This is a genomic window from Streptomyces sp. NBC_00076 (assembly GCF_045041235.1).
GTDB lineage: Bacteria > Actinomycetota > Actinomycetes > Streptomycetales > Streptomycetaceae > Streptomyces.
In genome coordinates, this window is the sequence record NZ_CP108242.1 from 6262327 (window position 1) to 6279766 (window position 17440).

The 17440-nt window shown below is 70.5% G+C and carries 15 protein-coding genes; 10 read left to right on the top strand and 5 right to left on the bottom strand.

Going from position 1 to position 17440, the window contains the following annotated elements:
- Positions 1-52 precede the first annotated feature (52 nt).
- From OHA64_RS28570 to OHA64_RS28590, 5 genes are all read right to left on the bottom strand, one after another.
- Complete coding sequence (locus tag OHA64_RS28570; protein WP_405617777.1) at positions 53-1132, bottom strand: 2-oxoacid:ferredoxin oxidoreductase subunit beta; 1080 nt, start codon at positions 1130-1132, stop codon at positions 53-55.
- Complete coding sequence (locus tag OHA64_RS28575) at positions 1125-3053, bottom strand: 2-oxoacid:acceptor oxidoreductase subunit alpha (RefSeq protein ID WP_405617779.1); 1929 nt, start codon at positions 3051-3053, stop codon at positions 1125-1127. The genes OHA64_RS28570 and OHA64_RS28575 overlap by 8 nt, the downstream gene beginning before the upstream one ends.
- 260 nt (positions 3054-3313) lie before the next feature.
- Positions 3314-3973: a LuxR C-terminal-related transcriptional regulator gene (locus tag OHA64_RS28580; RefSeq protein ID WP_405617781.1), complete on the bottom strand. Its 660-nt coding sequence runs from the start codon at positions 3971-3973 to the stop codon at positions 3314-3316.
- Between the two features lie 311 nt (positions 3974-4284).
- Positions 4285-5634 carry a sensor histidine kinase gene (locus OHA64_RS28585; protein ID WP_405617782.1) on the bottom strand — a complete coding sequence of 450 codons (1350 nt, stop codon included), beginning with the start codon at positions 5632-5634 and terminating at the stop codon, positions 4285-4287.
- 128 nt (positions 5635-5762) lie between these two features.
- Positions 5763-7013 carry a sensor histidine kinase gene (locus OHA64_RS28590; protein WP_405617784.1) on the bottom strand — a complete coding sequence of 417 codons (1251 nt, stop codon included), beginning with the start codon at positions 7011-7013 and terminating at the stop codon, positions 5763-5765.
- Positions 7014-7209: 196 nt separating this feature from the next.
- Between OHA64_RS28590 and OHA64_RS28595 the strand changes: the two genes are divergently transcribed.
- Genes OHA64_RS28595 through OHA64_RS28640 form a run of 10 tightly spaced genes read left to right on the top strand, consistent with a single transcriptional unit; the run spans position 7210 to position 17374 of the window.
- Positions 7210-7602, top strand: coding sequence for an NADH-quinone oxidoreductase subunit A (locus OHA64_RS28595; RefSeq protein ID WP_356765892.1), 393 nt, complete (start codon positions 7210-7212; stop codon positions 7600-7602).
- Positions 7593-8303 (top strand): NADH-quinone oxidoreductase subunit B, encoded by a 711-nt coding sequence (locus OHA64_RS28600; protein WP_405617786.1) that lies wholly within the window; start codon positions 7593-7595, stop codon positions 8301-8303. The genes OHA64_RS28595 and OHA64_RS28600 overlap by 10 nt, the downstream gene beginning before the upstream one ends.
- The gene (locus tag OHA64_RS28605) at positions 8300-9754 is read left to right on the top strand and encodes an NADH-quinone oxidoreductase subunit C (protein ID WP_405617789.1); all 1455 of its coding nucleotides are present in this window, start codon (positions 8300-8302) and stop codon (positions 9752-9754) included. Before OHA64_RS28600 ends, OHA64_RS28605 begins: the two co-directional genes overlap by 4 nt.
- Positions 9751-10719, top strand: a complete 969-nt coding sequence (locus OHA64_RS28610; protein WP_405617791.1) for an NADH-quinone oxidoreductase subunit H — start codon at positions 9751-9753, stop codon at positions 10717-10719. The genes OHA64_RS28605 and OHA64_RS28610 overlap by 4 nt, the downstream gene beginning before the upstream one ends.
- Before the next feature lie 2 nt (positions 10720-10721).
- A complete protein-coding gene (locus OHA64_RS28615) occupies positions 10722-11297 on the top strand; it encodes a NuoI/complex I 23 kDa subunit family protein (RefSeq protein WP_405617793.1) in 576 nt (191 codons plus the stop codon).
- The gene (locus OHA64_RS28620) at positions 11294-11881 is read left to right on the top strand and encodes an NADH-quinone oxidoreductase subunit J (RefSeq protein WP_405617795.1); all 588 of its coding nucleotides are present in this window, start codon (positions 11294-11296) and stop codon (positions 11879-11881) included. The genes OHA64_RS28615 and OHA64_RS28620 overlap by 4 nt, the downstream gene beginning before the upstream one ends.
- Positions 11881-12282, top strand: coding sequence for an NADH-quinone oxidoreductase subunit NuoK (nuoK, locus tag OHA64_RS28625; RefSeq protein WP_405617797.1), 402 nt, complete (start codon positions 11881-11883; stop codon positions 12280-12282). Before OHA64_RS28620 ends, nuoK begins: the two co-directional genes overlap by 1 nt.
- Positions 12279-14273: an NADH-quinone oxidoreductase subunit L gene (locus OHA64_RS28630; RefSeq protein WP_405617799.1), complete on the top strand. Its 1995-nt coding sequence runs from the start codon at positions 12279-12281 to the stop codon at positions 14271-14273. The genes nuoK and OHA64_RS28630 overlap by 4 nt, the downstream gene beginning before the upstream one ends.
- A 6-nt stretch (positions 14274-14279) precedes the next feature.
- On the top strand, positions 14280-15854 hold the full coding sequence (locus tag OHA64_RS28635) for a NuoM family protein (RefSeq protein WP_405617801.1): 1575 nt from the start codon (positions 14280-14282) through the stop codon (positions 15852-15854).
- Entirely contained in the window at positions 15851-17374 is a 1524-nt protein-coding gene (locus OHA64_RS28640; protein ID WP_405617803.1) for an NADH-quinone oxidoreductase subunit N, read from the top strand. Before OHA64_RS28635 ends, OHA64_RS28640 begins: the two co-directional genes overlap by 4 nt.
- Positions 17375-17440 lie beyond the last annotated feature (66 nt).

Below are 17440 nucleotides of genomic sequence, written 5' to 3' on the forward strand. Positions count from 1 at the left end.
AGGGAGGGCCCGGCCGCTCAACGCCCAGGCCCTCCCATGACGTACGGCCCGATCAGCCGACGACGGTCCAGGTGTCCCCGCCAGCCAGCAGCGCCCCCAGATCCCCCTTGCCGTTCTGCTCGATCGCCGCGTCCAGCTGATCCGCCATCTGCGTGTCGTAGACGGGCCGTTCCACGGACCGCAGCACCCCGATCGGGGTGTGGTGCAGGGTGTCCGGGTCCGCCAGGCGGGACAGGGCGAAGGCGGTGGTGGGGGAGGCGGCGTGGGCGTCGTGGACCAGGATGTCCGACTCGTTGTCCGGGGTGACCGGCACGACCCTCAGGTCACCGGTCGCCGGGTCCCGGACCACACCACGCGAACCGTCTGTACCGAAACGGATCGGCCGGCCGTGTTCCAGCCGGATCACCGCCTCCTCGGCCTGCTGATTGTCCTTCAGCGCCTCGAAGGCACCGTCGTTGAAGATGTTGCAGTTCTGGTAGATCTCGATCAGCGCGGTGCCCTGATGGGCGGCCGCCTGCCGCAGGACCTCCGTCAGGTGCTTGCGGTCGGAGTCGATCGTGCGCGCCACGAAGGACGCCTCCGCGCCGATGGCGAGGGACACCGGGTTGAAGGGGGCGTCCAGCGACCCCATCGGCGTCGACTTGGTGATCTTGCCGACCTCGGAGGTGGGCGAGTACTGGCCCTTGGTCAGACCGTAGATCCGGTTGTTGAACAGCAGGATCTTGAGGTTCACGTTGCGCCGCAGGGCGTGGATGAGGTGATTGCCGCCGATGGACAGCGCGTCGCCGTCACCGGTCACCACCCACACGGACAGGTCCCGCCTGCTGGACGCGAGCCCCGTCGCGATCGCGGGCGCGCGGCCGTGGATGGAGTGCATGCCGTACGTGTTCATGTAGTACGGGAAGCGGGAGGAACAGCCGATGCCCGAGACGAAGACGATGTTCTCCTTCGCCAGACCCAGCTCGGGCATGAAGCCCTGCACCGCGGCGAGGATCGCGTAGTCACCGCAGCCGGGGCACCAGCGCACTTCCTGGTCGGACTTGAAGTCCTTCATGGACTGCCGGGCCTCGGCCTTGGGGACGAGCGAAAGCGCCTCGATCGTGCCCGTGCCTTCCGTGGACGTCTCAGCCATCGATGGCCTCCTTGAGTGCCGCGGCGAGCTGCTCCGCCTTGAACGGCATACCGTTGACCTGGTTGTACGAGCGGGCGTCGACCAGGTACTTCGCCCGTACCAGCGTGGCGAGCTGACCGAGGTTCATCTCGGGAACCACCACCCTGTCGTACGCCTTCAGCACCTCGCCCAGGTTGCGCGGGAACGGGTTGAGGTGGCGCAGATGGGCCTGCGCGATCGACTCGCCGGCCGTCCGCAGCCGCCGTACCGCCGCCGTGATCGGTCCGTACGTCGAGCCCCAGCCCAGAACCAGGGTCCGCGCCCCGTGCGGATCGTCGACCTCGATGTCCGGCACGTCGATGCCGTCGATCTTGGCCTGGCGGGTGCGGACCATGAAGTCGTGGTTCGCGGGGTCGTAGGAGATGTTGCCGGTGCCGTCCTGCTTCTCGATGCCGCCGATGCGGTGTTCCAGGCCCGGCGTGCCCGGGATGGCCCACGGGCGGGCGAGAGTCTGTGGGTCGCGCTTGTACGGCCAGAACGTCTCGGTGCCGTCGTCCAGGGTGTGGTTCGGTCCCTGCGCGAACTGCACCCGCAGGTCCGGCAGTTCGTCCACCTCCGGGATGCGCCAGGGCTCGGAGCCGTTGGCCAGGTAGCCGTCGGACAGCAGCATCACCGGCGTGCGGTACGTCAACGCGATGCGCGCCGCCTCCACGGCGGCGTCGAAGCAGTCGGCCGGGGTGCACGGGGCGATCACGGGGACCGGGGCCTCGCCGTTGCGGCCGTACATCGCCTGCAACAGGTCCGCCTGCTCGGTCTTGGTGGGCAGACCGGTCGACGGGCCGCCGCGCTGGATGTCGATCACCAGCAGCGGCAGTTCGAGGGAGACGGCGAGGCCGATGGTCTCGCTCTTGAGCGCGACTCCGGGCCCGCTCGTCGTGGTCACCCCCAGCGAGCCACCGAAGGCCGCGCCCAGTGCGGCACCGATACCCGCGATCTCGTCCTCGGCCTGGAAGGTGCGCACACCGAAGTTCTTGTGCTTGCTGAGCTCGTGCAGGATGTCCGAGGCCGGGGTGATCGGGTACGAGCCCAGGAACAGCGGCAGGTCCGCCTGACGGGAGGCCGCGACCAGTCCGTACGACAGAGCCAGGTTCCCGGAGATGTTCCGGTACGTGCCGACCGGGAAGGCCGTGGTCGCCGGGGCGATCTCGTAGGAGACAGCGAAGTCCTCGGTGGTCTCACCGAAGTTCCAGCCCGCGCGGAAGGCGGCGATGTTGGCGGCCGCGATCTCCGGCTTCTTGGCGAACTTCGACGTCAGGAACTTCTCCGTGCCCTCGGTGGGCCGGTGGTACATCCACGACAAGAGGCCGAGCGCGAACATGTTCTTGCTGCGCTCGGCCTCTTTGCGGGTGAGGTCGAATTCCTTGAGTGCCTCGACGGTCAGGGTGGTCAGTGGGACCGGGTGGAGGTGGTAACCGTCGAGGGAACCGTCTTCCAGTGGGGAACTGCCGTACCCCACTTTCTGCATCGCCCGTCTCGTGAACTCGTCCGTGTTGACGATGATCTCCGCGCCGCGTGGCAGGTCGCCGACGTTGGCCTTGAGGGCGGCCGGGTTCATCGCCACCAGCACGTTGGGCGCGTCGCCCGGGGTGAGGATGTCGTGGTCGGCGAAGTGCAACTGGAAGGACGAGACGCCGGGCAGGGTGCCTGCGGGGGCTCGGATCTCGGCGGGGAAGTTCGGGAGCGTCGACAGGTCGTTGCCGAAGGACGCCGTCTCCGAGGTGAAGCGGTCGCCGGTGAGTTGCATGCCGTCACCCGAGTCTCCCGCGAAACGGATGATCACCCGGTCCAGACGGCGGACGTCCTTCACGCCCGCCGTTTTGCGCTGCTCTCCCACGACGCTTCCGTCGGCCTGCTCCGCTGGGCTACTGACCTGGCTGGTCACTGAACTGGACCTCCCTAGAGGCGGCTGTCTGGGAGCGGCCGTCCCGCTGGCCTCCCAGGATCAACCCTACGACCGTAAGGGTCGCCTTCCCTGGGTCATTCGCATGATGGACACGCTTTTGAGACGATTGAGAACCCTGACTTGTCACGATTTACCCGCCCCAGGCGCTTACTTGAAGACGCTCCTTCGCGGTCCTCGGTTCTCGTTGGTTCTCGTTCGGCGCATCGTGGACCGGGCTCACCTGACACGGCGTCGGAGGGTCAGGAGTTCAGGTAGGTGAGGACCGCCAGCACACGCCGGTGGTCCCCGTCGCTCTGGGACAGCCCGAGTTTCTGGAAGATGTTGCTGACGTGCTTCTCCACCGCTCCGTCGCTCACCACCAGTTGCCGCGCGATCGCGGAGTTGGTCCGGCCCTCGGCCATCAGACCCAGTACCTCGCGCTCTCTCGGGGTGAGCCCCGCGAGCACGTCCTGCTTGCGGGAGCGGCCCAGCAACTGCGCGACGACCTCCGGGTCGAGGGCCGTGCCACCGTCGGCCACCCGCACCACCGCGTCCACGAACTCACGGACCTCGGCCACCCGGTCCTTGAGCAGATAGCCGACCCCGCGACTGGAACCGGCCAGCAGTTCGGTGGCGTAGCGCTCCTCGACGTACTGCGACAGCACGAGCACCCCGAGCCCCGGATGCGCCTTGCGCAGCTGGACCGCGGCCCGCACGCCCTCGTCGGTGTGCGTCGGCGGCATCCGTACGTCCGCCACCACGACGTCCGGCAGTTCGCCCTGCGCGTCCAGCTCGGTGATCGTCTTGATCAACGCCTCGCCGTCCCCGACCCCGGCGACCACGTCGTGTCCACGGTCGGTCAACAGCCGGGTCAGGCCCTCCCTCAGCAGCACCGAATCCTCGGCGATGACCACCTGCACCCTGTCCTCCACGATTTTCGGCCCCCGAGCCCCTGTATCGGGCCGAACCCGGCCCCGTCCCATCCCTTGGCCCTCAGTATCCCGCGATCCGACCTTCCTCACCGGGCCTGTGGACAGACTGGCCGCGCGACTTCGGACTTCGGCGGCAGGAGAGGAGACCTGGGGGAGCCGGGGGCCGTTCTGGGGCAGGGCCTGCTTCCGCGGGGCCGGTCGGGGGCCGGTCGTGGGCCGGCGGGCTGCGGCTCGGACACGCTCCAGCCCCCTGATCCGCCTGGAAAAAGCAGATCAGGAGGCGCCAAGAGCGACCGGGGCTACACCGCCCGCCAGGGCAGTTCCGCGGTGATCCGTGTCGGTCCACCGGCCGGAGAGTCCACCACCAGGATTCCGTCCACCGCGTCCAGCCGCTCGGCCAACCCGGCCAGCCCCGAACCGGCGGAGGTGTCCGCGCCGCCCACCCCGTCGTCCACGACCTGGAGCATCAGGCGGTTCTCCACCCGCCACACGTCCACCGCCGCCCACGTGGCCCGCGCGTGCTTGCTGATGTTCTGCAGCAGCTCCGACACCGTGAAGTACGCGATCCCCTCGATCGCCGGGGCGGGCCGCGCCGCCAGGTCCACCTCCACCTGCACCGGCACCGTGCACCGTGAGGCGACGGACGACAGCGCGGCATCCAGACCGCGGTCCGTCAGTACGGCGGGATGGATGCCCCGGGCGAGGTCCCGCAGCTCCTGCAACGCAGTCTTCACCTCACCGTGCGCGTCGCCCACCATCCGCGCCGCCTCCTGCGGATCCTCCGCCAGCTTCTCCTTCGCCAGTCCCAGGTCCATCGCCAGCGCCACCAGCCGGGCCTGCGCCCCGTCGTGCAGGTCCCGCTCGATGCGCCGCATGTCCGCGGCGGCCGTGTCGACCACGACCCCCCGGTCCGACTCCAGCTCCACCACCCGCGCCGACAGCCGCGACGGCCCGAGCAGGCCGAGCACCAGCACCCGGTCCACCATCGTCAGCGCCCGCAGGATCCAGGGCGTGGCCAGCGTGATCAACAGCCCCACCAGCGCCGTCACGGTGATCTCGAACGGGTTGTCGAGGTACACGTGGTGGCTCTCGTCGCCGTACAGCTGGATCCCGCCCTGTCCGCCGTACAGCGGGAAGAGCCAGAACCACAGCGGGTACGTCATCAGCGTCCAGCCGAGCGTGAAGAAGCTCACCGCGACGGCGAAGGAGAACACCGACCACGGCAGGTACAGCAGCGCGTACAGCGCGCTCCGCCACGAGGTGCCGCTCTTCAGGACGGCGCCCATCCAGGCCAGCGCGCCCCGCTTCCTCATCCGCAGCGGCTCCGGGGTGGCCACGTCCAGTCCGAGCAGCACCCGCGCGCGGACCCGCTCCAGCGCCCCGAGACCCCGGCAGCCCGCCAGCCCCGCCGCCAGCACCGGAATCCCGAGGAACGTCACGAGCAGCCCCATACCCAGCGAGACCATCGTGACGGCGTACACGAACATCAGGATGCCGATCGGCAGGCCCAGCAGCACATACGTCAGTTCTTGCCAGCTGCGCGCCTCGAACGGTGCCCGCAGCCCGGCCGGCAGACGGTGCCGTCGTACCCCCTCGGGGAACCCGAGCTCACTGTCGTGCCCGTAGCTCTGTCCGTAGTGCGTGGCCATCGGCTCGTCCTTCTCCTCGTCCTGCGGCTGTCCCGTCGTACCTTCACTCTGCTGTGCCGCGGGCCTGTGGACCATGGAGTTCGTCGGCGTCTCCGTAGGGGGGTTTTCCCTACCTCCTGCCGCCGTGCCTACCTCTTGCCGCCGTGCCTGCCCTGTCCGCCGGCCCCGCCCGCGCCGGAGGCCTCCGTGCGGTCGCGCCAGGGCAGCTCCGCGGTGACGACCGTCGGACCGCCCGGGGGTGAGTCGATGACGAAGAGGCCGTCCACCGCGTCCAGGCGGTCGGCGAGGCCGCGCATGCCCGTACCGCCGTCGAGGCGCGCGCCGCCGCGGCCGTCGTCCCACACCTGGATCAGCAGCCGGTCGTCCGACCGCCACACGTCCACCGACGCCGACTTCGCCCCGCTGTGCTTGCTGACGTTCTGCAGCAGCTCCGAGACGGTGAAGTAGGCGATGCCCTCGATGGCCGCGACCGGTCTCGCGTCCAGGTCCGCCGTCACCTTCACCGGCACCGTGCACCGCGAGGCGACGGAGGACAGCGCGGCATCCAGACCGCGGTCCGTCAGCACGGCCGGATGGATACCCCGGGCGAGGTCCCGCAGCTCCTGCAGCGCGAGCTTCACCTCGCCGTGCGCCTCCTCGACCATCGCCGCCACGACCTTGTCGTCGGCCTGCCCCTCCAGCAGCCTCTCCTTGGCCATGCCAAGACCCATCGCCAGATTGACCAGCCGGGCCTGCGCGCCGTCGTGCAGATCGCGCTCGATGCGCCGCATGTCCGCCGCGGCCGTGTCGACCACGACACCCCGGTCGGACTCCAGCTCGGCGATCCGCCGCTCCAGTTCGTCGGAGGGCGACAGCAGACCGCGCACCATCGCCCGGTCGACGTTGGTCAGCCCCCGCGCGATCAGCGGCAGCACCGGCCACAGCACGAACAGCGAGGTCAGGGTGAAGGCGAAGGTGAAAATGCCCCAGGGCAGCCGGATGAAGTCGTACAGCATCGTCCGCCAGCCGACCGGATCCTTCAGCCCCATCCACAGCCGCTGGAAGAGTCCGCCGCCCCGCCTGCCCCACGGCAGCCGGCTCGGCTCGTCCACCCGCACCCCGAGCAGCGCCCTGGCCCGCGCCCGCTCCAGCCTGCCCAGCCGACGGGCGCCCATCAGCGCGACCGCGAGCAGCGGCAGTCCGATCACCGTGACGGTCAGCCCGATTCCGGTGGCGAGCACCGTCACGGTGTAGACGAATCCGATCAGCGCCATCGGAAGGTTCGCCAGAAGGTGGGCGATCTCCTTCCAGGTGTGCCGGGGGAAGGCGAATCGGGCCGGTGGCAGGCGGTTGTTGTCCGCTTCCCCGGAGGGGCTCGAGGCCGGGAGACGTTCGGTCATACGGGTCAGCGTGCCGTGCGCCGGCCCGCCGCGCCATGAGGTGGACCGCCGCGACGCACTGGGGAAAACCCCACCCCCGACCACCTGCGGCTTCCGCAGGCGGTGACGGGCTGCTTACGCTCTCTTTAGCAGGGCCTAGACTCCGGTGCGTACAGATCGTCGAACAGCAGCGTTCACAGGGAGCGAGGGACGGACCGTGCGGGAACCGACCGCTGTCGCGGCGGACTACTTCCAGTCGTACTCGGTCGTCGGGCTGCTCGCCGTCGTCGGCGTGCTGTTCGTCGCGGTCGCCTTCGGCGCCGGACGCCTGCTGCGGCCCGTGGTCCCCACGCCCGAGAAGCTCCTGACGTACGAGTGCGGAGTCGACCCTGTCGGCGAGGGCTGGGCGCACACCCAGGTCCGCTACTACGTGTACGCCTTCCTGTACGTCATCTTCGCCGTCGACTCGATCTTCCTGTTCCCCTGGGCCACGGTGTTCGCCGCGCCCGGCTACGGCGCGACCACCCTCGTGGAGATGTTCATCTTCCTCGGCTTCCTCGCCGTGGGCCTGCTGTACGCATACAAGAAGGGCGTCCTGACATGGACGTGACCCCCACTCCTTCCGAGCCCGTTCTGCTTCCGGAGCCGGTGCTCCTTCCGGAGCCGAAGCGGCTGGGTGCCCTCGCCCGCCTCGCTCCCGAGCCGATGAAGGTGGTCCTGAACTGGGGCCGCCGCTACTCCCTCTGGGTCTTCAACTTCGGCCTCGCGTGCTGCGCGATCGAGTTCATCGCCGCGTCGATGGCCCGCCACGACTTCATCCGCCTCGGAGTGATCCCCTTCGCGCCCGGCCCGCGCCAGGCCGACCTGATGGTGGTCTCCGGCACGGTCACGGACAAGATGGCCCCGGCCGTGAAGCGGCTGTACGAGCAGATGCCCGAGCCGAAGTACGTGATCTCGTTCGGCGCGTGCAGCAACTGCGGCGGCCCGTACTGGGACTCCTACTCCGTCACCAAGGGCGTCGACCAGATCATTCCGGTGGACGTCTACGTCCCCGGCTGCCCGCCCCGCCCCGAGGCGCTGCTCCAGGGGATCCTCAAGCTCCAGGAGAAGATCGCGCGGGAATCCTTGGGAGAGCGGTACGGGTCCGACACGGGGCGCCCTTCGGCGGCGGCGCTGACGAGCGGGCTGGTGCGCGGGCCGGGTGCCGGTGCGGGTTCGGGTTCGGGTTCGGGTGCGAGTACGGGTTCGGGCGGGGATTCCGATTCGGGCTCCGATTCAGGCTCCGATTCGGGTTCGGGGGAGGGGCGATGACCGGGGTCGGTTGGCTGCCCGCTCCCGTCGAGGACCTGTTCGGTACGGAGGCCACGGCCGAGGAGTCGTACGAGGTGCTGACGGTCGACGTACCGCCGGCGTCCTGGCTCGCCGCGCTTGAGGTGGCCCGCGACCGGCTGGCCTGCACCTACTTCGACTGGCTGAGCGCGGTCGACGAACCGGGCGCCGGCTTCCGCGTCGCGGCGCATGTCGTGGCGCTCTCCCCGGTACGACGACTTCTTGTGCGTACGACGGTCCCGCACGAGGCCCCGGTCCTGCCGAGCGCGGTGAACGTGTTCGCGGGCGCGGCCTGGCACGAACGTGAGACGCACGAAATGTTCGGCGTCGACTTCCAGGGCCACCCGTCCCTCGACCACCTCCTGCTTCCCGAGGGCTTCGAAGGCCACCCCCTCCGCAAGGACTTCGTCCTCGCCGCCCGCGTCGCCAAGGCCTGGCCCGGCGCGAAGGAACCGGGGGAGTCGGCGGCGGGCGCGGCACACGGCGCCCCCAAACGCCGCCAGATGCTTCCCCCGGGCGTCCCCGACCCGAACGAATGGGGCCCGCAGAAGGGCCAACTCCCACCGGCCCCGACCCGCCCGGCCCGGGGAGCGGGACGCACCGCGACGGAGCGGCCGGCTCGCGGGGCGGGCGAGCGTCCGGTACGTGCGGCCGGCGAGCGTCCGGTACGCCGGGCGCGTTCGGCGTCGGAGGGCTCGGCGAGTCAGACGGAGGGATCGACGCGCCGGCCGGGGGAGTCGTCGGTGGAGGACCGGGAAGGGACGCCGCCGGCTGTGGACGCTCCGAGTGCACCGACTGCACCGACTGCACCGACTGCACCGGGCGCACCGGGTGTATCGGGGGCTCCGGGCGCACGGGGTGTATCGGGGGCGCCGGGTGTATCGGGCGCGCCCGTCGATCCGGCCGCACCGGCCCGTCCGCGTCGAGCGCGCTCGGCATCGGAAGGCTCGGCCAGTCAGCAGGGCGGGACCGGAACCGGTGCGGGCGAAGGCCCCGGCTCCGGCCCGGCCCGACGTGCGCGCAGCGCCGGTGAGGGCTCCGCGTCGCAGCGCGCGCAGACCCCGGCGGAGGAGACGCCTGCCCGTCCGCCCCAGGGCTCCCGCAGCTCGGACGCCCCCTGGCACCACGCCCGCCCGACATTCGACGAACCGGAACCGAGTGGCCCCGCCGAGCCTTCGGCTGCCGGACCGAGTGGCCCCGCCGAGCCTTCGGCTCCCGAGCCTTCGGCTCCCGAGCCTTCGGCTCCCGAACCTTCGGCCCCCGGACCCTCGGCCCCCGAACCCATGACCTCCGCCCCCAAAGGCACCTCCGACTCCAAAGGCACCTCCGACCCCCAAGACACAGCGGACTCCAAAGACACCGCTGACCCCGAAGACCCCGCCCCCGCCCCCCAGGCCGAAACCCCCGAAGACCCCACAGGAGGCACGCCGTGAACGACGCTCTCGACGTCGCCCTGCGACTCCTGATCGTCTTCGTCGTCTTCCTCACCTTCCCTCTGCTCGTCGGTCAGACCGAGCACAAGGTGATGGCCCACATGCAGGGCCGCCTCGGCCCGATGTACGCCGGCGGCTTCCACGGCTGGGCCCAACTCGTCGCGGACGGCGTGAAGTTCGCGCAGAAGGAAGACATCGTCCCCGCGGGCGCGGACCGCCGTATCTTCCAACTCGCCCCGGCCGTGGCCCTCCTCCCGTACCTCCTGGTCCTCCTGGCCATCCCCATCGGGCCGGGGGAGGGCGCCGTAGGCGAGGTCGTCGACGCGGGTGTCTTCTTCGTCCTGGCCGTGATGGGCGTAGGCGTCCTCGGCTCGCTCATGGCCGGCTGGGCCTCCGCCAACAAGTTCTCCCTCCTCGGCGGTCTCCGCACCGCCGCCCAGCTCCTCGCCTACGAACTCCCGATGCTGCTCACCGCCGCCTCGGTGGCGATGGCCGCCGGCACGGTGTCGCTCCCCGGGATCCTCGACGCCTTCGAGTGGTGGTGGCTGCCCTGGCAGATCGTCGGCGCGATCGTCTTCTTCGTCGCCGGCCTCGCCGAACTCCAGCGGCCTCCCTTCGACATGCCGGTCGCCGACTCGGAGATCATCTTCGGTGCCTACACCGAGTACACCGGCCTCCGCTTCGCCCTGTTCCTCCTCGCCGAGTACGCCGGAATCGTCGTCCTGTGCGGCCTGACCACCGTCCTCTTCCTGGGTGGCTGGCATGGCCCCTGGGGCGCCGACGGCCTCGGCTGGGTCTGGACCCTCCTGAAGGCGGCCGTCCTCGCCTTCGTCGTCATCTGGCTCCGCGTCACCTACCCCCGCCTGCGCGAGGATCAGCTCCAGAAGCTCTCCTGGACCCTTCTCGTCCCCCTCTCCCTCGCTCAGATCGCCCTCACCGGCATCGTCAAGGTGGTGATCCAGTAACCATGGCCGAGCCTCTCCCGCCCACCCGGCCCCGCTTCCCCGGCTCAGGCCTCGCCAAGGGTCTGGCCGTCACCCTTCGCACGATGACGAAGAAGACCGTCACGGAGCAGTACCCGGACGCCCAGCCCGACCTCCCGCCTCGCACCCGCGGCGTCATCGGCCTGTTCGAGGAGAACTGCACGGTCTGCATGCTGTGCGCCCGCGAGTGCCCGGACTGGTGCATCTACATCGACTCCCACAAGGAGACGGTCCCGCCCGCCGCCCCCGGCGGCCGCGAGCGCAGCCGCAACGTCCTCGACCGCTTCGCCATCGACTTCTCCCTCTGCATGTACTGCGGTATCTGCATCGAGGTCTGTCCTTTCGACGCCCTGTTCTGGTCCCCGGAGTTCGAGTACGCCGAGACCGACATCCGCGACCTCACCCACGAACGCGAGAAGCTCCGCGAGTGGATGTGGACCGTCCCGGCCCCGCCCGCCCTCGATGCCGGCGCGGAGGAGCCCAAGGAGATCGCCGCCGCCCGCAAGACCGCCGAGAAGCTTGCGGCCACGCAGGCCGAGCCACAGGAGGGGACGTCGTGAGCCTTGCCACCGAAACCCACGGCTTCCTCTCCCCGACCGGCGTCGAGATCGCGTTCCTCCTGGTCGGCCTGGTCACCTTCGGCGCCGCACTGGTCACGGTCACCACCAAGCAACTGGTGCACGCCGCCCTGTGGCTGGTGGTCGCCCTCGGCGGCCTCGCCGTCGAGTACCTCCTGCTCACCGCGGAGTTCATCGCCTGGGTACAGGTCCTCATCTACGTCGGTTCCGTCGTCGTCCTCCTCCTGTTCGGCCTGATGCTCACCAGGGCCCCGATCGGCCGCTCCCCGGACGCCGACTCGGGCAACCGCTGGGCCGCCCTCACCGTGGCCGTCGCCGCGGCCGCCGCCCTGGTCTGGGTCGTCGTCGACGCCTTCCGCGCGACCTGGATCGACCTGGACGGACCCGCCGCCGGTTCCACCGAGGCCACCGGCGCCAGCCTCTTCCAGAACTGGGTGCTCCCCTTCGAGGCCCTCTCCGTCCTCCTCCTCGCCGCCCTCGTCGGCGCGATCGTCCTGTCCCGCAAGGCGAAGGCCGACGCGAGCCCAGCCGATACCGGCAAGGCCGCCCAGGAAGGCGCCCGCTGATGCACCTCGCCTATCCCGCCGTCCTCGCCGCTCTCCTCTTCTGCACCGGCCTGTACGGCGTCCTCGCCCGCCGCAACGCGATCCTGGTCCTGATGTCGGTCGAGCTGATGCTCAACGCCGTCAACCTCAACCTCGTCGCCTTCGACGTCTGGCTCAGCCGGGCAGCGCAGGAGACCCTGCACTCCGGCCAGGCCCTCACTCTGTTCACCATCGCCATCGCCGCAGCCGAGATCGGCATCGGCCTGGCGATCGTCCTCGCCGTCCACCGCAACCGCGGCACCGCCGACATCGACAAGCTTCGCGACACCGCCGAAGGCCACGAGAGCAACCCGGCCGACGGCTCCGACAGCGACGCCCCCACGACCGGGACGGCCGCCGAGAAGGCTGAGGCCACCGCGTGACCACGACCACCCTCGCCGTCCTCGTCCCCCTCCTTCCGTTCCTCGGCGCCGCGGCCGGTCTGCTCCTGGGCCGCACCGCACCCGGCTTCATCCGCCCGCTCGCCGTCCTGCCGGTACTCGCCTCCCTCGGTCTCGCCGCGATCGTCGCCGTACGCCAGGGCGGCGACCAGGCCATCGACGCCGCCACCGAACTCACCCCCACCGGCTCGGTCCCGATCGAACTCGCCCTCGACATCGACGGCTTCGCCGCCCTCGTCGCCGTCCTGGTCGCCTTCGTGGCCGTCTGCGTGCAGATCTACTCGACGGGCTACCTGCACGACGACCCGCGCTACCCGTCGTACGCCGCCCTCGTCTCCCTCTTCACCTCCGCGATGCTGCTCGTCGTCTACTCCGGCGACCTGATGCTGCTGCTGGTCGGCTGGGAGATCATGGGCATCTGCTCGTACTTCCTGGTCGGCCACTACTGGGAGACCCCGGAGGCCCGCGCCGCCTCCCTCAAGGCGTTCCTCGTGACCAAGCTCGGTGACGTCCCCTTCCTCATCGGCCTGTTCGCCCTCGCCACCGACGCCGGTTCCTTCCAGATCACGAAGGTCCTCGGCACCGTCGCACACGGCGGACTCGACCACCCGACCCTCATCGCCCTGCTGCTCCTGGCCGGTGTGGCCGGCAAGTCGGCGCAGTTCCCGCTGCACACCTGGCTCCCCGACGCGATGGCGGGCCCCACACCCGTCTCCGCGCTGATCCACGCCGCGACGATGGTCGCCGCCGGTGTCTACTTCGTCGCCCGACTCCTCCCCGTCTTCGAGGCCTCCCGAGCCGCGATGGCCGTCCTCGCCGTCATGGCCGCCGTGACGATGGTCGGCTCGGCCCTCGCCGCGCTCGCCCAGGACGACATCAAGCGCGTCCTCGCCTACTCGACGATCGGCCAGCTCGGCTACATGACCGGCGCCCTCGCCGTCGGCGACCGCGGAGCCGCCGTCTTCCACCTCCTTGCGCACGGCGCCTTCAAGGCGCTGCTGTTCCTCGCGGCGGGCGTGATCATCCACGCCGCCGGCACCAACTCGCTGGCCGCCATGTCCCGCATGAGCAACCTGCGCCACCGCGTCCCCGACGCCTTCTGGACGATGACCGTGGCGCTCCTCGCACTCGCCGCGATCCCGCCCTTCAGCGGCTTCTTCTCCAAGGAGTCCGTCCTCGGCGCCGCAGAGCACGTGGCCACCGGCCACACCGAGCAGGCCCCCGGCGCCGCCGGCTGGACCGTCCTCGTCGCCGGGCTCCTCACCGCCCTGCTCACCGCCGCCTACGCGACCCGCCTGTGGCTGCTCGCCTTCCACGGCCGCGGCGCCGAGGCCCCCGACCACGGCAGGCAGCCCCTCACCATGACCGTGGTGCTGTGGGTCCTCGCCGCCCCGTCCCTCGCCGTCGGCGCGCTCGCCTACCGCACGCTGCCCGACTGGTTCGACGGCCGTGACCTCACCCCCACCCTCACCACCTCGGTCCTCGGCACGGGAGTGGCCCTGGTCGGCGGCCTGGTCACCTACTCGGCCTGGCGGCACACCACCGCACTCGCGACCCGAGTCCCGCTCGGTGCGGTCGCCGCCCACCCCGAAGGCGACGCCGGCCAGGTGGAGGCCGAGGCCATCGCCAGCCACCAGCCCGCCTACGGAGACGTGGCCCACGCCCCCGACCCGTCGGACCCGGCACGGCTCCTGCTCGGCCCGCTGCACCGCCACGCGGCCGTCGGCTTCCACGTCGACGCCGTGTACTCGGCCCTCTTCGTCCGCCCGGTCCAGGCCGGAGCCACCCTCGTCCGGTTCCTCGACCGCGAAGTCGTCGAGACCTACGTACGCGGCGCGGGCGCGCTGCCCCGACTGCTCGGGACCGCCGTACGACGGGCCCAGACCGGCAATCTGCAGACCTATGTGAGCGCGCTGCTCGCCGGCACCGTCGTCCTGGTGGTCGCCGCCGTCCTCGTCGCCACCGGAGCGTGAGCAGGCGTGATCGATATCAACGAGTCCGTGATGCAGTTCCTTCTGGCATTGATCGTGGTCGGCCCGCTCCTCGGGGCCGCCGCCGCTCTCCTGCCCGCCCCGCCCGGACTGAAGGGGAAGTCACCCGAGCAGGCCGTGCTGCGGCACGGGGTGACGGTCACCGGCGTGATCCTCGTCGCCGCGATCGTCCTCGCGCTCGGCTTCGACCACGACCACCCGTCGAAGATGCAGGCCACGACCGACATCAGCTGGATCCCCGCACTCGACGTGCGGATCCACCTCGGCATCGACGGCATCTCCCTCCCCCTTCTGGTCCTGACCGCGCTGCTGACCTTCCTCTGCGCGCTCTACTCCTACTTCAAGCTGCCCGCGGGCCCGTCCCCGAAGGCGTTCGTCGCCCTGCTGCTCGTCCTCGAGTCCGGCACACTCGCGACCTTCGCCGTCCTCGATCTGATTCTGTTCTTCCTCGCCTTCGAGATGGTCCTCATCCCGATGTACTTCCTCATCGCCCGCTGGGGCGGTGAGCAACGAACCCAGGCCGCCTGGAAGTTCATCCTCTTCACCCTGCTCGGTTCCGTGGTCATGCTGCTCGGCCTGCTCCTGATCGGAATCAATGCGGGCACATTCGACATGGTGGCACTCGCCACTGACAACGGCCGGTCGCTGACCACATCCGTGCAGGTCATCGCCGTTCTGGCGATCGGGATCGGGCTCGCGGTCAAGACCCCGATGTGGCCGCTGCACAGCTGGCTGCCCGACGCCCACACCGCCGCCCCCACCGTCGGCTCGGTCCTGCTGGCCGGCGTCCTGCTGAAGATGGGAACGTACGGGTTCGTCCGCATCCTGCTGCCGGTCGCGCCGGACGGCTTCCGCACCTTCGCGCCCTACCTCGCCGCCTTCGCCGTCGTCGGCATCATCTACGGATCCCTGGCCTGCCTCGCCCTCGCCAAGCAGGGAGCGAAAGGCGACCTCAAACGCCTCATCGCCTACTCCTCCGTCGGCCACATGGGCTTCGTCCTCCTCGGCATCTCGACCATGACCCCGACCGGCGTGAACGGCGCGCTGTTCGCCAACATCGCCCACGGCCTCATCACCGGCCTTCTCTTCTTCCTGGTCGGCGCACTGAAGGACCGCACCGGCAGCACCGACCTGGACACTCTTGCCGAGGAGACCGGCGCCGCCCTCTACGGCAAGGCCCCGCGCCTCGGCGGCCTGCTCGCGTTCGCCGCGGTCGCCTCGCTCGGCCTGCCCGGCCTCGCCGGATTCTGGGGCGAGATGCTGGCGCTGTTCGGCGCGTTCGAACCCGCCGGCGGCCTCAGCCGCCCCGCCTTCCTCACCTTCATGGCGATCGGCGCCTTCGGCACCCTGCTGACGGCCGCGTACATGCTCATCGTGGTCCGCCGCGTCTGCATGGGCGCCGTACCGCAGGAAGCCCCGAAACTCGCCGACGTGCGCACCTACGAGTTCGCGGCCTGGACCCCGCTCGTCGCCCTCACCGTCGCCGCCGGCCTCTGGCCCAAGGCCCTCCTCGGCCTGACCGACCCGGCCGTGCAGCAGCTCCTCGCAGGAGGCACCCGATGAGCTCCCTGGCCCAGCCGCTGGCCGCGCCCCTCGTCCAGTCCGTCGACTGGCTCGCCATCGCCCCGCCCACCATCACGGCCGTGGTCGGACTCGTCGTCCTCGTCGCCGACCTGTTCGTCGGCGACCACAGGAAGGCGCTGCTCGGCCGGCTCTCGGTCGCGGGCCTCGCCGCCTCGGCCCTCATGCTGCTGCCCCTCCTGGACGGCGACCGCTCCACCTTCTGCCTGACCGCGGACGCCGGCGTCTGCAGCTACACCGCCGACCGCTTCACCCTCGTCCTCCAACTCCTGGTCCTAGGCGGCGCCCTCCTCGCCGCCCTCCTGTCGGTCACCGCACTCAAGGACGCCGACAAAGGACTCCCCGAAGGGGAGTACTGGTTCCTGCTGCTGTCCTCCGCGGCCGGAGCCGCGCTCCTGCCCGCCTCCCGCGACCTCGCGACCCTGATCGTCGCCCTGGAGGTCGCCTCCCTGCCCGCCTTCGCCCTCGTCGGCCTCCGGCACGGCGACAAGAAGTCCTCCGAAGCCGCCCTGAAGTTCTTCCTGTCCTCGGTCACCGCCACCGCGGTCAGCCTCATGGGCATCAGCTTCGTGTACGCCGCCACCGGCACCCTCTACCTCACCCAGGTCGCCGAGCGCATCCAGAACGTCGACGGACAACTGCACACCCTCACCCAGACCGGCGTCGTCCTCACCCTCATCGGCTTCGCCTTCAAGACGGCCGCCGTCCCCTTCCACTTCTGGGTGCCCGACACCTACGTGGGAGCGCCCCTCCCGATCGCCGCCTACCTGTCGGTCGTCGGCAAGGCGGTCGGCTTCTCCGGCCTCATCCTCATCACGGTCGTCGCCCTCCCGTCGTACGCCGACGTGTGGGGCCCGGCCCTCGCGGCACTGGCCGCCCTCACCATGACCGTCGGCAACGTCGGTGCCCTCCGCCAGCAGGCCACGCGCGCGTACAGCGCGGTACGCCTGCTCGCCTGGTCCTCCGTGGGCCAGGCCGGGTACCTCCTCGTCCCGATCGCCGCCGCCGCGTACTCCGACGACGCCGAGCACTCGATCGGCTCCACCGTCGCGTACGCCCTCATGTACGCCGCCGTGAACCTGGGCGCCTTCGCGATCGCCGCACTCGTCGGCCGCACGAAGACCCTCAACCGGATCTCCGACTACCGCGGCCTGTACGCGTCGCACCCCCTCGCGGCCCTCCTCCTGGCCTTCTTCCTGCTCTGCCTGGCCGGACTGCCGCCCGGCATCATCGGCCTCTTCGCCAAGGTCACCGTCTTCTCCGCGGCCGTCGACGCGGGCCTCGGCTGGCTCGCCGTGGTCATGGCCGTGAACGTCGTGATCGCGCTGTTCTACTACCTCCAGTGGACGACCCTGCTGTTCCGGGCCCCCGAGGGCGAGCCCCACAAGCACCGGGTGCCCGCTCCCCTCACCGCCGCGATCGCCCTCACCGGCGTCCTCGCCGTGGCCCTCTCCGGGGCACCCCAGCTGGTCCTGCGCTTCGCCGACACCGGCCTCTTCTGAGCCGTCACCCGGACGGCCGACCAGGGCCGCGGGACGCACAAGGGAACTAGTGGCCCTCGCCTGGCG

Excerpts from the sequence above, each read along its gene's own strand:
- OHA64_RS28640 (WP_405617803.1), top strand. The coding sequence starts at position 15,851 with ATGAGCTCCCTGGCCCAGCCGCTGGCCGCGCCCCTCGTCCAGTCCGTC.
- OHA64_RS28585 (WP_405617782.1), bottom strand. The coding sequence starts at position 5,634 with ATGGCCACGCACTACGGACAGAGCTACGGGCACGACAGTGAGCTCGGG.
- OHA64_RS28615 (WP_405617793.1), top strand. The coding sequence starts at position 10,722 with ATGGCCGAGCCTCTCCCGCCCACCCGGCCCCGCTTCCCCGGCTCAGGC.
- OHA64_RS28570 (WP_405617777.1), bottom strand. The coding sequence starts at position 1,132 with ATGGCTGAGACGTCCACGGAAGGCACGGGCACGATCGAGGCGCTTTCG.
- OHA64_RS28590 (WP_405617784.1), bottom strand. The coding sequence starts at position 7,013 with ATGACCGAACGTCTCCCGGCCTCGAGCCCCTCCGGGGAAGCGGACAAC.
- OHA64_RS28605 (WP_405617789.1), top strand. The coding sequence starts at position 8,300 with ATGACCGGGGTCGGTTGGCTGCCCGCTCCCGTCGAGGACCTGTTCGGT.
- OHA64_RS28600 (WP_405617786.1), top strand. The coding sequence starts at position 7,593 with ATGGACGTGACCCCCACTCCTTCCGAGCCCGTTCTGCTTCCGGAGCCG.
- nuoK (WP_405617797.1), top strand. The coding sequence starts at position 11,881 with ATGCACCTCGCCTATCCCGCCGTCCTCGCCGCTCTCCTCTTCTGCACC.